The 16,127-nt window shown below is 64.4% G+C and carries 7 protein-coding genes; 3 read left to right on the top strand and 4 right to left on the bottom strand.

The window, feature by feature from the left end; all coding sequences use genetic code 11:
• Positions 1–266: 266 nt before the first annotated feature.
• Entirely contained in the window at positions 267–983 is a 717-nt protein-coding gene (locus tag HU763_RS05725; RefSeq protein WP_186687169.1) for a response regulator transcription factor, read from the top strand.
• Between the two features lie 159 nt (positions 984–1,142).
• On the opposite strand, the gene HU763_RS05730 is transcribed toward HU763_RS05725, so the two are convergent.
• Complete coding sequence (locus HU763_RS05730; protein ID WP_476705418.1) at positions 1,143–7,553, bottom strand: DUF5801 repeats-in-toxin domain-containing protein; 6,411 nt, start codon at positions 7,551–7,553, stop codon at positions 1,143–1,145.
• A 399-nt stretch (positions 7,554–7,952) separates the two neighbouring features.
• Between HU763_RS05730 and HU763_RS05735 the strand changes: the two genes are divergently transcribed.
• Together HU763_RS05735 and HU763_RS05740 are read left to right on the top strand one after the other, a co-directional pair.
• Entirely contained in the window at positions 7,953–9,053 is a 1,101-nt protein-coding gene (locus tag HU763_RS05735) for an efflux RND transporter periplasmic adaptor subunit (protein WP_186689850.1), read from the top strand.
• 6 nt (positions 9,054–9,059) lie between these two features.
• The gene (locus HU763_RS05740; RefSeq protein WP_186689849.1) at positions 9,060–12,125 is read left to right on the top strand and encodes an efflux RND transporter permease subunit; all 3,066 of its coding nucleotides are present in this window, start codon (positions 9,060–9,062) and stop codon (positions 12,123–12,125) included.
• Positions 12,126–12,243: 118 nt separating this feature from the next.
• Here the strand turns inward: HU763_RS05740 and HU763_RS05745 are convergent, their stop codons facing one another.
• From HU763_RS05745 to plsB, 3 genes are all read right to left on the bottom strand, one after another.
• Positions 12,244–12,930, bottom strand: a complete 687-nt coding sequence (locus HU763_RS05745) for a DUF4197 domain-containing protein (RefSeq protein ID WP_186689848.1) — start codon at positions 12,928–12,930, stop codon at positions 12,244–12,246.
• Positions 12,931–12,963: 33 nt separating this feature from the next.
• On the bottom strand, positions 12,964–13,362 hold the full coding sequence (locus tag HU763_RS05750; RefSeq protein WP_186689847.1) for a YbaY family lipoprotein: 399 nt from the start codon (positions 13,360–13,362) through the stop codon (positions 12,964–12,966).
• Between the two features lie 77 nt (positions 13,363–13,439).
• Positions 13,440–15,926, bottom strand: a complete 2,487-nt coding sequence (gene plsB, locus HU763_RS05755) for a glycerol-3-phosphate 1-O-acyltransferase PlsB (protein WP_186689846.1) — start codon at positions 15,924–15,926, stop codon at positions 13,440–13,442.
• Positions 15,927–16,127 lie beyond the last annotated feature (201 nt).

A 16,127-nucleotide genomic window follows, 5' to 3' on the forward strand; every position in this document is an offset into this window, starting at 1 on the left:
GTAGGAGCACTGCAGCATGCGCCAGCAACCAACCGTTGTTTTCATTTCAACGATTCCGCCCCATTGCGGAACCCGTCCGCAACCCCCGCCGCTTGCGCCACCGCCCGTGGCCCCGCGCCATGCAACCTCGTGCGGCACCGTCTGACGCATTGTCGGGTGCCATTGTTCATTGATCCTCGGCCAGTTCAGTCAGTGGCCGATAAGGATGGCTAAGAAAGCTAACAAGTGGAGGACAGGGACCGTTTTTCATGGGAGGCACGAAGACAATGCCAGACCATAAAAAAACGATACGCGTGATGCTGATCGATTGTCGCCCGCTGGTGCTCCTGGGCCTTCACGATCTGATCAATGCCAGAAAGCCCCGCATGGAAGTGAGTGGCCAGGCCACTACCTATGCCCATGCGCTGGACCTTGCCGATCAGTCGCGGCCCGATGTCATTTTCTTCAGTTTTTTTCCTGATGCACTGGACCCGGTCGAGGTGGTTGCCGGCCTTGCGCGCACGGGCGACATGAAAGTGCTGGTGCTCAAGGGGTTGTACGAGACGGTCCCCGTTGCACATGCCATCGAGGCGGGCGCACGTGGCATCGTGCTGGCGGAAGACTCGACCGAGTCGATCATCCGCGCCATCGTCAAAGTCCATCATTGCGACACCGGGCTGGACCGGGCCTGGGTCAGTAGTCTTTCCGGTTATGCCTCGACCAGGCATGTGCCGCTGAAATGCAACCTGGCACACGCGAAACATGCCCGGCTGACGTTGCGCGAGCAGGAACTGGTCCGTGCCATCGTTGGCGACCCGTCCGCCAAGTACATGTGCATCGCCGGGCGCTTGGGCATCAGCGAACACACCGTGCACAATCACCTCAGCAGCATCTATCAGAAGCTCAACCTCACCAACCGCATCGACTTGCTGATGTATGCGGTCAAGCACGGGCTCACCAGTGGCGAAGAGCCGCCTGCATCCACAGGCGGGGAGTACGACTGAGGCCCAGGCACAACGCAGCAGGCTGACGGCGCCTGGCGGGCGCCCGGCCTGTCGTTGTGTGGTGGTCTGTTGGCGTTGAAGGGCGAAGTTCGTTGGTGGCCTGCAGAAACGCTGCGAGGGTGGCTTTTCAGGCCACCCTCGCAGGTTTTCACTCAATGTTCATACGCTCCCATTGAAAATGTCGGTGTTGAGGATGTCGACCCCGACCAAGGTGATGGTCGTCGTCTGCCCGCCGGATTCGGCAATGGTCACGATGCTGTCTGCGCCGCTGTTGTCGATCGACTGCACGACGGCATTCGGATCGCCATTGAGCACCAGCTTGTCGCGTTGCCCCGCACCGGCATCGAACCCGCTGACCTGGTACAGCTGCTCATCAGCCGACAGGTCGACGTTGAACGCATCGCGCTGGCCGGTGGTGCCAACCAGCGAGAAGTCGAACGCTGCGTTGTCCGCTTCGTTGGCGAACAGGTTGGCGTCGAACGTACTGCTTGCGGAGTCGCCATCCTTGTCCGTCAGCGTTGCACTGAACTGCAGTTTGATGTCGCTGGCCAGGTTCTCGGTTTCCTTGATGAACTCGATCACCGGGATCTTGATTTCGCCCCGCCCCATCGTCAGTTGCACGGCATCAATCAGCGACGAACCTGCCTTCTGAATCAGGAACGACACCTGGCCGCCAGCCTCTGGGGTGAGGGTGTTCACCTCGGTCAGGTTCGACGTCGTTCCATCGGCGTAGTAGATGCGGTAGTACAGGTCCTCGGTGGCGGTGTCGTAGCCCCCTACGGAGTTGTCGATGTAGACCTTCATGCCCGTCAGCAAGGTTTCCGGGTTGACCACGAAGCTTTCATCGGCGGAGCTGATCGCCGCCAGGTTGTCACCCTGGAACAGGTTGTTGGCGACGCCGATACCGGACGTGCTGACGTTCATCGACGCGGGGTCGATGTACGACGGCAGGGGATTGGTCTGCAGCTGGGCTTCGGTCGGGTCGGTAGCCCCGATGCCTATGCCGGTGAAGATGTCTGCCGTCGAGGCGAGCGCCTTGGCGGAGAAGAACACGATCTCCTCGGATGCCGACGGAATGCTTGGGTCACTGGTTTTAGGGATCAGCAAGGTACGCACTGGGTCCGGGCCGCCGGCATCCAGCGAGCCGTTGGCACTGCTGAGCGTGGTGACCGAATGGAAGCCTTGCACCAGGTCCAGGGTGTAGCTGCCATTGGCGTAAGCCGTCAGCGTGTAGTCGATCGTGGTGTTGGCCGTTGCGGCGTTGTTGTCGAAGTCCCCGGTCAAGGTGCCAGTGAAGTGGAACGCGCCATTGGCATCTGGCGAAGGCGACGTCTCGGTGAGGGTGCCAGTACCGGTCGTGGTGGTGTTGTCGGGCCGGACCAGGGTGAACTGGCCACCCACCAGCGAAATGTCCAGGCCGGTCGCACCCAGGCCGTCGGCACCGATCGTATTGTTCCAGAAACCGTATTGCGGCAGGATGCTGCCGGTTCCGATCAGGTTGCCGAAGGCCAGGGATGGCCCATCATCGTGGAACACCAGGTTCTGCCCGATGTTGAGGGTGGCCTGGGCGCTGTCGCCGTCCTTGTCGGTCTTGATCGCGGTCAAGGTCACCAGGTTGTCGGCGGTCAGGGTCTTCACGTCATCGGGGTTGGTGGGGTCGGGGTGGACGATGGCGCGGAGCTGGTCGAGGGTGACGGTGCCATTACTGGCGACGCTGACCGTGAACACCAGCGCGTTGGTAGTGGCCGTGCGGCCCTCCACCACGGTGCCATTGAGCGACAGGTTGACCGCCTCGCCGGTGGCCGTGTCCGTCAGGCCCGAAGCGCCTGCCACCACGCCGAGGGCGTAGGTGAGCGTGCCAGCGCCATCGGCGCCGAAGGCCGAGGTGAAGTTGGCGGCGAAGCTCTGGCTGGCGTTGATTGCCAGGTTGGTTTCATCGACGGTCAGGGTCGGCTCGGTGCCAGTGGTGCTGATGCTCGGGCCGTCATCCTTGAATACCAGGTTCTGCCCGATGTTCAGCGTGGCTTGTGCGCTGTCGCCGTCCTTGTCGGTCTTGGTCGCGGTCAAGGTCACCAGGTTGTCGGCGCTCAAGGTCTTCGAGTCGTCCGGGTTAGTGGTGTCGGGGTGGACGATGGCGCGGAGCTGGTCGAGGGTAACGGTGCCGTTACTGGCAACGCTGACCGTGAATACCAGCAGGTTGGTGGTGGCCGTGCGGCCTTCCACCACGGCGCCATTGAGCGACAGGTTGACCGCTTCCCCAGTGGCCGTGTCCGTCAGGCCGGAGGCGCCTGCCACCACGCCGAGGGCGTAGGTGAGCGTGCCGGCGCCATCGGCACCGAAGGCCGAGGTGAAGTTGGCAGCGAAGCTCTGGCTGGCGTTGATTGCCAGGTTGGTTTCATCGACGGTCAGGGTCGGCTCGGTGCCGGTGGTGCTGATGCTCGGGCCGTCATCCTTGAATACCAGGTTCTGCCCGATGTTCAGCGTGGCTTGTGCGCTGTCGCCGTCCTTGTCGGTCTTGGTCGCGGTCAAGGTCACCAGGTTGTCGGCGCTCAGGGTTTTCGAGTCATCCGGGTTAGTGGTGTCGGGGTGGACGATGGCGCGGAGCTGGTCGAGGGTGACCTCACCGTTGCTGGCCACACTGACCGTGAACACCAGCAGGTTGGTAGTGGCCGTGCGGCCTTCCACCACAGTGCCATTGAGCGACAGGTTGACTGCTTCCCCAGTGGCCGTGTCCGTCAGGCCGGAGGCGCCTGCCACCACGCCCAGGGCGTAGGTGAGCGTGCCTGCACCATCGGCACCGAAGGCCGAGGTGAAGTTGGCGGCGAAGCTCTGGGTGGCGTTGATCGCCAGGTTGGTTTCATCGACGGTCAGGGTCGGCTCGGTGCCGGTAGTGCTGATGCTTGGGCCGTCATCCTTGAATACCAGGTTCTGCCCGATGTTGAGCGTAGCCTGGGCGCTGTCGCCGTCCTTGTCGGTTTTGGTCGCGGTCAAGGTCACCAGGTTGTCGGCGCTCAGGGTCTTCGAGTCATCCGGGTTAGTGGTGTCGGGGTGGACGATGGCGCGGATCTGGTCGAGGGTGACGGTGCCGTTACTGGCAACACTGACTGTGAATACCAGCAGGTTGGTGGTGGCCGTGCGGCCTTCCACCACGGCGCCATTGAGCGACAGGTTGACCGCTTCGCCGGTGGCCGTGTCCGTCAGGCCTGAGGCGCCTGCCACCACGCCGAGGGCGTAGGTGAGCGTGCCGGCACCATCGGCGCCGAAGGCCGAGGTGAAGTTGGCAGCGAAGCTCTGGCTGGCGTTGATCGCCAGGTTGGTTTCGTCGACCGTCAGGGTCGGTTCCGTGCCGGTGGTGCTGATGCTCGGGCCGTCATCCTTGAATACCAGGTTCTGCCCGATATTCAGCGTGGCCTGGGCGCTGTCGCCGTCCTTGTCGGTCTTGGTCGCGGTCAGGGTCACCAGGTTGTCGGCGCTCAAGGTCTTCGAGTCATCCGGGTTAGTGGTGTCGGGGTGGACGATGGCGCGGAGCTGGTCGAGGGTGACGGTGCCGTTACTGGCAACGCTGACGGTGAACACCAGCAGGTTGGTGGTAGCCGTGCGGCCTTCCACCACGGCGCCATTGAGCGACAGGTTGACCGCCTCACCGGTGGCCGTGTCCGTCAGGCCCGAAGCGCCGGCCACCACGCCCAGGGCGTAGGTGAGCGTGCCGGCACCATCGGCACCGAAGGCCGAGGTGAAGTTGGCGGCGAAGCTCTGGCTGGCGTTGATCGCCAGGTTGGTTTCGTCGACCGTCAGGGTCGGTTCCGTGCCGGTGGTGCTGATGCTCGGGCCGTCATCCTTGAATACCAGGTTCTGCCCGATATTCAGCGTGGCCTGGGCGCTGTCGCCGTCCTTGTCGGTCTTGGTCGCGGTCAGGGTCACCAGGTTGTCGGCGCTCAGGGTCTTCGAGTCATCCGGGTTAGTGGTGTCGGGGTGGACGATGGCGCGGAGCTGGTCGAGGGTGACGGTGCCGTTACTGGCAACGCTGACGGTGAACACCAGCAGGTTGGTGGTGGCCGTGCGGCCTTCCACTACAGTGCCATTGAGCGACAGGTTGACCGCCTCTCCGGTGGCCGTGTCCGTCAGGCCCGAAGCGCCTGCCACCACGCCCAGGGCGTAGGTGAGCGTGCCGGCACCATCGGCGCCGAAGGCCGAGGTGAAGTTGGCGGCGAAGCTCTGGCTGGCGTTGATCGCCAGGTTGGTTTCATCGACGGTCAGGGTCGGTTCCGTGCCGGTGGTGCTGATGCTTGGGCCATCATCCTTGAATACCAGGTTCTGCCCGATATTCAGCGTGGCCTGGGCGCTGTCGCCGTCCTTGTCGGTCTTGGTCGCGGTCAGGGTCACCAGGTTGTCGCCGGACAGGGTCTTCGAGTCATCGGGGTTAGTGGTGTCGGGGTGAACGATGGCGCGGAGCTGGTCGAGGGTGACGGTGCCGTTACTGGCAACGCTGACCGTGAATACCAGCAGGTTGGTAGTGGCCGTGCGGCCTTCCACCACGGTGCCATTGAGCGACAGGTTGACTGCCTCGCCGGTGGCCGTGTCCGTCAGGCCCGAAGCGCCTGCCACCACGCCCAGGGCGTAGGTGAGTGTGCCGGCACCATCGGCGCCGAAGGCCGAGGTGAAGTTGGCGGCGAAGCTCTGGCTGGCGTTGATCGCCAGGTTGGTTTCATCGACGGTCAGGGTCGGCTCGGTGCCGGTGGTACTGATGCTCGGGCCGTCGTCTTCGAAGACCATCTTGGAGCCGATTTCAGCGGTAGCGGTAGTGACCTGAAGTAGCTTCAGGCCGCCGATATCGAAATCGGCATGGGTATCGCCCTTGGCGTCCACGGCAGCGCCATTCTGGATGAGCACACGGTTGTGATCCTGTGTGGTGGTGTACTCGATTCGTTGGCCGGCGGTAATGCCAGTGAGGGTAGCGACCCCCGAGGCAAAGGTGATGACGATGTTCGGGTCATTCACCGACCCGTTCGAGTTCTCGACTACCTGCCCTGTGGCGATATTGATGACGCGAACGTTGGTGATCGCCACTGCGGCATCGTTGCTGTACCCATTGATGAAGTTCACCCCAGGCTCAGCGGCCGTGCTGTAGGCGCTGACCGTGACCACGGCGCTCTTGCCGCTTTGCAGTTGCACCACATCGAAACTGGCCGACTTCACATTGAACACCGCGGTGTAGTCGATGTTGGCTTCAATATCCGCTTCGTTCTGGTCCAGGTTGGGAATGGTCACATTCTGCCGGGCGCCGGTGACGAAGGAGAAACGGATACCTTCCTGCTCCACGATCATCTGGTTGTTGGTGCCGAAGGTGGTCGGGCCACCCGCCTGGCTGGTGTTGATCGTATCGCCCGTGTTGATGCTGGCACCGCTCGACTGGTCGGCCGGGTCTTTCCCGGTGGCGATGATGGTCGGGTCGCTGATACGCAGGATGCCGCCGTCATTGACCACGGTCGGGTTCGCGGTGGTGAACATGAGGAACAGGTTCTGCCCGGAAGGCGCATTGGCCAGGCTGAATTGCAGGTCCTGGTTGGTGCCGATGAATACCTTGTTCAGCAGGTTGACGGCATCGTCCGGGTTGCTGGTGTTCGGGTGCAGCAGCGGTTGGTATTCCACCGTCCAGATCTTGCCGCCGCTGACGGGCGAGCCGGTTTCTTCGATGTAACCGGCAAACACGATCGCACCTGCTGGCCCGCCCGCACGGCCCAGCACGATGTTGTTGTTGCTGGTATCGGTGTAGAGCAGGATGCTGACGCCATCGAGCGTATCCAGCCCACTGTCGAGGCCATTGAGCGGCGCGCCAGCGCTGTTGGTGAAGCTGACGTCGGTGATGGTGCCGCCCGGTGCCGGGGTGATGGTGAATGCATTGCTGCCGGTGTTGCCCACGGCCCCGGTATAGCCACTCAAGGCAGCACCTGCCGGGGTACCGGCGCCCAGTGCGGTGAGGCGGGTCGAGAACGCGGAGGGCAGGGAGGCCACCAGGATGTCGTTGTCGTCGGCATCCGAGGCCGGGCTTGGTGTGGCTGTGCCATTTTGCAACCCGGCCGTTTCGTCCAGCGTCACGTTCACACCGGTCGCGGTGATCACTGCACTGTCGGTGAACGACGTCGTCGCCAGCACGTCGTCAGCCGTGCCGAACACCTGGTCGGCACCCGCGCCGGTCGCGCTGAGCAGGAAGGTGGCGCCCGCCGAGTCGTCGGGGTTGACGTACCACGAGGTGGTAATGCTGCCGTTGACCTTGCCGTCCAGGTCGCCAGCGCCGCCGTCGGTCACGTACCACGGGTCGTGGCCTTCGCCGGCGTCGGTGGCGAGCACATCGTCGGGGGTGCCCCACAGGTTATCCGCACCAGCGCCGGTGGCATGGTCCACCTCGAAAGCGACCGTGCTGCCAGCCGCAAAGCCGCTGGCCGTGACGGTGGCGGTGCTGCCAGGGCTATAGTCGCTGAGGTCGGTGGTGACGGTAGGTGGGGAGATGGGGGGCAGGTCATCGGCGGGGCTATTGTGTTTGTCCGTTGGCGATGCGTTCTTCTTGTTCATGGTCATGGCTCTCTCGCAAGCGCTGCCAGTTGTCGAGGCCTGGCTGCAGACCTCCGCTACAGGCCTCAACTATGGATAAGCGCCACGGGCGGCGCATCGGCGGATACTCCCAGGCGGCCTGGGAGTATTGGACTACCTGGCGCTGCCGGCGGGTGAGCGAAGGCGTACGCGCCTATGCTGTCGGACACGCTCTGGTGTGCGGCCCAGCGCCCAGGTCGTTGCGCTGAAGGTGATGCCGGAGGTGCGGGCAGCGCTGCGCATCCCGGTGAAAAAAACCTGAAGATGGTGAAAACGTGGCGTGATTTTTTCTGCCGGCGCTGGCTTCCCGGCTCCGGTTCGCTGATTTAATATACTTGCCAGTATAAATATTCAGACGTGCACCTCGCGAAAGGATTCATCATGTTGCGCCATGCCTTGTCCATCGCCCTGTCCACCGCCGCCGTGCTGTTGCTGGCAGCGTGCGGCCAGGAAGCCGTCCCACCCGCCGCGCCACGCCCGGCGCTGGTGGTGCAACCGCAGCCGGCCGAAGCCGCTGCCGACAGTTACCCCGGTGAAGTGCGGGCGCGCTTCGAGCCGGAGCTGGCCTTCCGCATTGCCGGCAAGGTCAGCAAGCGCCTGGTCGAGGAAGGGCAGCGGGTCAAGGCCGACCAGCCGTTGGCCGAACTCGACCCGCAGGATGTGCGCCTGCAGCTGGAAGCCAATCGTGCCCAGCTGGCGGCCGCCGAGGCCAACCTGTCGTTGGTGCGTGCCGAGCGCGATCGCTACCAGAAGCTGCTGGACCGGCAGATGGTCAGCCGTTCGCAGTACGACAACGCCGAAAACCTCTACCGCGCCGGGCAGGCCCGCCTCAAGCAGGCCAAGGCCGAGTTCGACGTGGCCGGCAACCAGGCCGAATATGCCGTGCTGCGTGCACCGCAGGCCGGGGTGATCGCCAAGCGCCAGGTAGAAGTGGGCCAGGTGGTCGCGGCCGGGCAGACCGTATTCACCCTTGCTGCCGATGGCGAGCGGGAAGTGCTCATCGGCCTGCCGGAGCAGCACTTCGCCCGCTTCGCCGTAGGCCAGGCGGTGAGCGTGGAACTGTGGTCGCACCCGCAGGAGCGCTTCCAGGGGCGCATCCGCGAGCTGTCGCCGGCCGCCGACCCGCGCTCGCGTACCTTTGCCGCACGCATTGCCTTCACCTCCGCTGCCACGCCGGCGGAGCTGGGCCAGAGCGCCCGGGTGTACATCGCCCACGAAGGCTTGATCCCGTTGGCCGTGCCGTTGTCGGCGGTTACCGCAGAGAACGGCCAGGCCTACGTCTGGCGGGTCAACAAGGACAGCCGCCTGGAGCGGGCGCTGGTGCGCCTGGGGGCCTATGGTGCCGACAGTGTGCCGGTGCTGGAGGGCCTTGCCGTGGGTGACTGGATAGTCGCCGCCGGTGGCCACGTGTTGCGCGAGGGCCAGGAGATACGCCCGGTAGACCGCACCAACCGTGTAGTGAACCTGACGGCCAAGGAGTAAGTCCCGATGGGTTTCAACCTTTCTGCCTGGGCGCTGCGCAACCGCCAGATCGTCCTGTTTCTGATGATCCTGCTGGCGGTCATTGGCGCGATGTCCTACACCAAGCTCGGCCAGAGCGAAGACCCGCCGTTCACCTTCAAGGCCATGGTCATCCGCACCCTGTGGCCGGGTGCCAGCGCCGAGGAAATGTCGCGCCAGGTCACCGAACGCATCGAGAAGAAACTGATGGAAACCGGCGAATACGAGCGGATTGTCTCGTTTTCCCGCCCCGGTGAGTCGCAGGTTACCTTCATGGCCCGTGACTCGCTGCATTCCCGGGATATCCCCGAGCTGTGGTACCAGATCCGCAAGAAGGTCGCGGACATCCGCCACACCCTGCCGCCGGAAATCCAGGGCCCGTTCTTCAACGACGAGTTCGGCACCACCTTCGGCAATATCTATGCGCTGACCGGCAAGGGCTTCGACTATGCCGTGCTCAAGGACTATGCCGACCGTATCCAGATCCAGCTGCAGCGGGTCAAGGACGTCGGCAAGGTCGAGCTGGTCGGCCTGCAGGACGAAAAAATCTGGATCGAGTTGTCCAACCTCAAGCTGGCCACCCTCGGTGTGCCCTTGGCGGCCGTGCAGCAGGCCCTGCAGGAGCAGAACGCGGTCAGCACTGCCGGCTTTTTCGAAACCCCCAGTGAGCGCCTGCAGTTGCGGGTAAGCGGGCGTTTCGGCAGCGTCGAGCAGATTCGCCAGTTCCCCATTCGCGTGGGTGACCGCACCTTCCGCATCGGCGATGTCGCCGAGGTACACCGGGGCTTCAACGACCCACCGGCACCGCGCATGCGCTTCATGGGCGAGGATGCCATCGGCCTGGCGGTGTCGATGAAGGACGGCGGCGACATCCTGGTGCTGGGCAAGGCCCTGGAAGGCGAGTTCGAGCGCCTGGCACGCAGCCTGCCGGCCGGCATGGAGCTGCGCAAGGTGTCCGACCAGCCGGCGGCGGTCAAGGCTGGCGTGGGCGAATTCATCCAGGTGCTGGTCGAGGCGCTGGTCATCGTGCTGCTGGTGAGCTTCTTCTCGCTGGGCCTGCGCACCGGCCTGGTGGTGGCGCTGGCGATTCCGCTGGTGCTGGCCATGACCTTTGCCGCCATGCATTACTTTGGCATCGGCCTGCACAAGATCTCCCTGGGCGCACTGGTGCTGGCGCTGGGCCTGCTGGTGGATGACGCGATCATTGCGGTGGAGATGATGGCGATCAAGATGGAGCAGGGCTACGACCGGCTCAAGGCGGCCAGCCATGCCTGGAGCAGCACCGCCTTCCCGATGCTCACCGGCACCCTGATCACCGCGGCCGGCTTCCTGCCGATTGCCACGGCGGCCTCCGGCACCGGCGAGTATACCCGTTCGATCTTCCAGGTAGTGACCATTGCCTTGCTCACCTCCTGGGTGGCCGCCGTGGTCTTCGTGCCTTACCTGGGCGAGCGCCTGCTGCCCGACCTGGCCAGCCTGCATGCCGCCCGCCATGGCACGGATGGCCACGCGCCAGACCCGTACGCCACCCCGTTCTACCAGCGCGTGCGGCGGCTGGTGGAGTGGTGCGTGCGGCGGCGCAAGACCGTCATCCTGCTGACCATTGCCGCCTTTGTCGGCAGCATCCTGTTGTTCCGCTTCGTGCCCCAGCAGTTCTTCCCAGCCTCCGGGCGCCCGGAGCTGCTGGTCGACCTGAAGCTGGCCGAAGGCAGCTCGCTGGCCAACACTGCCGAGCGGGTCAAGCAGTTGGAGGCGCTACTCAGGCAGCAGGACGGCATCGACAACTATGTGGCCTACGTGGGTACCGGCTCGCCGCGTTTCTACCTGCCACTGGACCAGCAACTGCCGGCGGCGAGCTTCGCCCAGTTCGTGGTGCTGGCCAAGTCGATGGAGGACCGTGAGCGCCTGCGCAGCTGGCTGATCAGCACCATGGACCAGCAGTTCCCCGACCTGCGCGCCCGCGTCACCCGCCTGGAAAACGGCCCGCCCGTGGGTTATCCGGTGCAGTTCCGCGTCACCGGCGAGCACATCGAGAAAGTCCGAGCACTGGCCCGCGAAGTGGCCGACAAGATCCGCGAGAACCCGCATGTGGTGAACGTGCACCTGGACTGGGAAGAACCGAGCAAGGCGGTATTCCTCGAAATCGACCAGGACCGGGCACGTGCCCTGGGCGTCAGTACCGCGCACCTGTCGAGCTTCCTGCAAAGCTCGCTGACCGGGACCACGGTCAGCCAGTACCGCGAGGACAACGAGCTGATCGAGATCCTGCTGCGCGGTACCCACCAGGAACGCCACGAGCTGGGCAACCTCGGCAGCCTGGCGTTGCCGACCGACAATGGCCAGAGCGTGGCCTTGTCGCAGGTGGCAACCTTGGCCTACGGCTTCGAGGAGGGCATCATCTGGCACCGCAACCGCTTGCCGACGGTGACGGTGCGCGCCGACATCTACGACCAGCAGCAGCCGGTGACGCTGGTCAAGCAGATCGAGCCGACCCTGAAAGAGATTCGCGCCAGGCTGCCCGATGGCTACCTGCTGGAGGTAGGTGGCACGGTGGAGGACTCCGAGCGCGGGCAGAAGTCGGTGAACGCCGGCATGCCGCTGTTCGTGGTGGTGGTGCTGAGCTTGCTGATGATCCAGCTACGCAGCTTCTCGCGCACGGTGATGGTGTTCCTCACCGCACCGCTGGGGCTGATCGGCGTGACCTTGTTCCTGCTGGTGTTCCGCCAGCCGTTCGGCTTCGTCGCCATGCTCGGCACCATTGCCCTGGCGGGGATGATCATGCGCAACTCGGTGATCCTGGTGGACCAGATCGAGCAGGACATCGCCGCCGGCCAGGAACGTTGGCAGGCGATCATCGAAGCCACGGTGCGGCGCTTCCGGCCGATCGTGCTGACCGCACTGGCGGCGGTGCTGGCGATGATCCCGTTGTCGCGTAGCGTATTCTACGGGCCGATGGCCGTGGCGATCATGGGCGGATTGATCGTGGCCACAGTGCTCACCCTGCTGTTCCTGCCGGCGTTGTATGCGGCGTGGTTCAGGGTGAAGAAGGGCTGAAGTTCATAGCGTAGGGCTTGGCCCTCCTTTCGCGATACATGGCCGCCCCTACAGGCCCTTGCAAGCTGTGTTGGAGCGGCCTGGTGTCGCGATGGGCTGCCAGGCAGCCCCACCGCCATCACAGCGCGCCAAAGACCTTCTTGGCCAGGCTGGTAGCCGCTTGAGCCGGGTTCTGGCGAATGCTCTGCTCTTGCTTGGCGATCATCTCGAACAGGCCATCAAGCGCCTTCTCGGTCACGTAGTTCTCGATATTGGCGTCGTCCTTGACCAGCCCCAGGCCTTTGGCCTGGGCGGCGAAGGCATTGTACTGCTGGGCCACGCCAACCTTGTCGGTGGCCTGCTTGACGATCGGCAGGAACTTGGCACGGATCTGCTCGCGGCTGCTCTTGTTCAGGTACTGGGCCGCCGAATCGTCACCACCGCTGAGGATGCCCTTGGCATCGGTCACGCTCATGTTCTTCACGGCATCCACCAGAATCGCCTGGGCCTGCGGCACGGCAGCCTCGGCGGCCTTGTTCATGCTGGTTTCCAGGGCTTCGACCTGGTCACCCTTGCCGAACATCTTCATCGCCTTGGCGGCCTTGCCCAGGTTGCCCGGCAGCTCGATACGCACGTCCGGGTTGTTGCTGAAGCCGCCCGGGGCGCTCAGCTGCTTGACGGCCAGTTGCGCGCCCTGGGTCAGGGCATCTTTCAGGCCGCCGGTGGCGTCTTTCTGGCTCAGGTCGCCCAGCGACAGGGCCAGTGCACTGGCCGACAGCAGCAGGCCGGCGCACAGGGTGGTGAAACGCAGGGAGGTGCGGATCATGAAGCTTTCCTTGTAAACAGATGAATACGGGTTTCAGCGGACCGGATCGACCTTGATCCGCAGCGGTTGCGGGTCATGGCCATCCAGCCGGACAGCATGCTGTTCGGTGTTGATGAACAGCAACTTGCCATCCAGTTCGATGCGCGCGCTGAGCGCATAGCGGTGGCCGGGCTTGACCTGGGCCGGGTCGTAGGCGAGGTGGAAGGGCAGCGGTACGTTGCCTTTGACCGGGCCGGCCTGGCGCGCCAGGACCACGGCCGGGGCATCCATCAGCGACACGTCCTGCAGCTCGACGCTGAGCGTGGCGGTCGGTGGCAGGGCGCTGCGCTGCAGGTAGAACACCTCGCCATCCAGGCTGGCCTGGCTGGACGGGGTGTGGCTGGAACAGGCTGCGAGCAGGGATGCGCAACACAGCATAAAGAGCTTTTTCATGGCGTCTCCGTTTTCCTTGGAGCTGGCTTGTGGCCAACCCCAGGGACTTTAGCGGATTTTCCCGGCTGCCGAACCCTTTACAGGGTCGAACTTTCCAGCCCGTCGTCGCGGTGCAACGCGACCTGGCGGATCGACAGGCGCAGCTCGGCCGACAGTACGCGCTTGGCCACGCCTTCGGCCAGCTCGCCAAGCTTGTCGTGATAGCCCAGCTTGCCTTGGCTGTCGGCCTGCAGCACGCCCTGCTCGAGCAAGGTCTGGATGAAGTGGCGGAACAGCGTCTTGTCGAAGAATTCCGGGGCGTTCAGGCCATGCAGGATCGACAGGCGCTGGGCCATCATCACGCACAGGTCTTCCAGCGCTTCGGCGCTGAGGCTGTGTTGCCCGCTGTTGAGCAGCAGCGAGGTGGCCATGTAGAAGCGCTGCAGGGTCTGGGTGATGGTGCGGGCGAGCAGGGTCAGCAAGACGAACTGCCGTGAACTCGGCGCGGGGCGGATGTACACGTCGTTGTCTTGGCGCAGCAGGCCCTGTTCGACCAGCGCGGCCAGCCACTGGTCGATCACCTCGTCCAGCTGCTGCGGTGTCCAGCGCAGGAACAGTTCGGCCTGCAGATACGGGTACAGCGCGTGCACGTAGCGGCCCAGCAACTCCCGGCTCAGGCGTGAGCTGCTGAGGAAGAAGCTGGCCAGCAGGGCTGGCAGGGCGAAGATGTGCAGCACGTTGTTGCGGTAATAGGTCATCAGCACCGCGTTGGCTTCATCCAGGTACAGGATGCGGCCCAGGGCGTCCTTCTGCTCGGCCACCAGGTTCATGCTGCGCACATGTTCGATCAACGCCTGGCCGTCGCCCTCGGGCAGGGTGGTATGCGGCGAGTAGGGCACCTGACGCAGCAAGGCCAGGTACAGCTCGAGCACGCGGGTCAGGGCACGTTCGTCCAGGGCCAGGCGGCTGGTGGAGAGCAGCGCCAGGGCCACCAGGTTGACCGGGTTGATCGCCGCCGCCTCGTTGAGGTGGCGTGCCACGGTTTCGCCCAGGCGGGTGGTAGTGGCGTTGAGCCAGGCCGGGCGATACTGCGGGCCGTGGTCCTGGTCGCGCCAGCCAGGCTGTTGCTGGTCGAGGAAGCCGGCGAGGCGGATCGGTTCGCCGAAGTTGACGTACACCTGGCCAAAGCGCTGCTTGAGCGCGCCGAATACCTTGAAGATGTCGAGGATCGACTCCTTCTTCTTGCTGGCCCCGCGCAGCTCGCCCAGGTAGGTACGGCCTTCCAGCACGCGCTCGTAGCCGATGTACACCGGCACGAAGACGATCGGCGTGCGCGACGAGCGCAGGAAGCTGCGCAGGGTGATGGCCAGCATCCCGGTGCGTGGCTGCAGCATGCGCCCGGTGCGCGAGCGGCCGCCTTCGACGAAGTACTCCACCGGGAAACCTTTGGTGTACAGGGTGTGCAGGTATTCGTTGAACACTGCGGTGTACAGCGGGTTGCCCTTGAACGTGCGGCGCATGAAGAAGGCACCGCCACGGCGCAGCAGGTTACCTACCAGCGGCATGTTGAGGTTGATGCCTGCGGCCACGTGCGGCGGGGTGAGGCCGTTGCGGAACAGCAAATACGACAGCAGCAGGTAATCGATGTGGCTGCGGTGGCAGGGCACGTAGATCACTTCGTTGCCGGGGGCGATGCCTTGCACCTGCTCGATGTGGTTGACCTTGATGCCGTCGTAGATCTTGTTCCAGAACCAGCTGAGCACCACTTCGAGGAAGCGGATGGCGGTGTAGGTGTAGTCCGAGGCGATCTCGTTGCCATAACGCAGCGCCTGGGCTTCGGCCTTGGCCAGCGGCAGGTTTTCGCGTTGCGCCTCGTCGAGGATGGCCTGACGCACCTGCGGCGCATGGACCAGGCCCTTGACCAGGGTGCGCCGGTGCGAGATGTCCGGGCCGATGACGGCGGTCTTGAGGTTGCGAAAGTGCACGCGCATCAGGCGCTGGGCCATGCGCACGGTGCGTTCCTGGCCTTTGTTGTGCTGCACCAGTTCGCGCAGGTGGATCGGCGCCGAGAACTGCACGCGGGTCTTGCGCCCCAGCACCAGCACGGTCAGCAGCCGGCGCAGGCGCCCGGTAACCGCCCAGCTGTCGGCGAACAGCAGTTTCCACGGGCTGGACTCACTGGCCGGGGTCTGGCCCCAGAACACGCTGACCGGGATGATCTGGGCGTCCTCTTCGGCATGCTGGCCCACGGTCGCGACCAGGCGCTCCAGGGTCGGTGGCGCGCCACGCTTGTCGTGGCGGCCGAGCCAGTCCGGGTCCGGGGTCAGGTAGAAGAATGCGGCCGGCTCCTGCAGCGGGCCCACCGCCACCGGCAGCACCGGGCGCGGCAGCCCCGCCTTGGTGCATTCATGGTCAAGCACCACCAGGTCAGTGAGCGCCGGCGAGGGCAGGGCATAGAACACCGGGCGGCTGCGGTCGAGCTTGAGGGTGAGGGAGGACTGGTTGATGGTCTCGGAGCGCACCCACAGGTACAACAGGCGACGCAGGGCGCCGAAGATCAGGCGGCGCAGGGGGGAACGGGTCATGGGGTGTGTGCCCTGGGTGTGAAATTCAGTGGGTATCTGGCCAATTAGTCTGCCGTATCCGCGCAAGTTCAGCAAAAATCGCCGAACGGCGCGACGGTCATCAAATTTTTTTGTTCTGTGTCATATACTCGGCCTGCCACTTGCAGGATATTTGCGCAAGCGGCGTCGACACGTGGCGGAGGCTTCGTGTCTACAAGGCGA

Source organism: Pseudomonas anuradhapurensis, from assembly GCF_014269225.2.
In the GTDB taxonomy this organism is placed as follows: Bacteria; Pseudomonadota; Gammaproteobacteria; order Pseudomonadales; family Pseudomonadaceae; genus Aquipseudomonas; species Aquipseudomonas anuradhapurensis.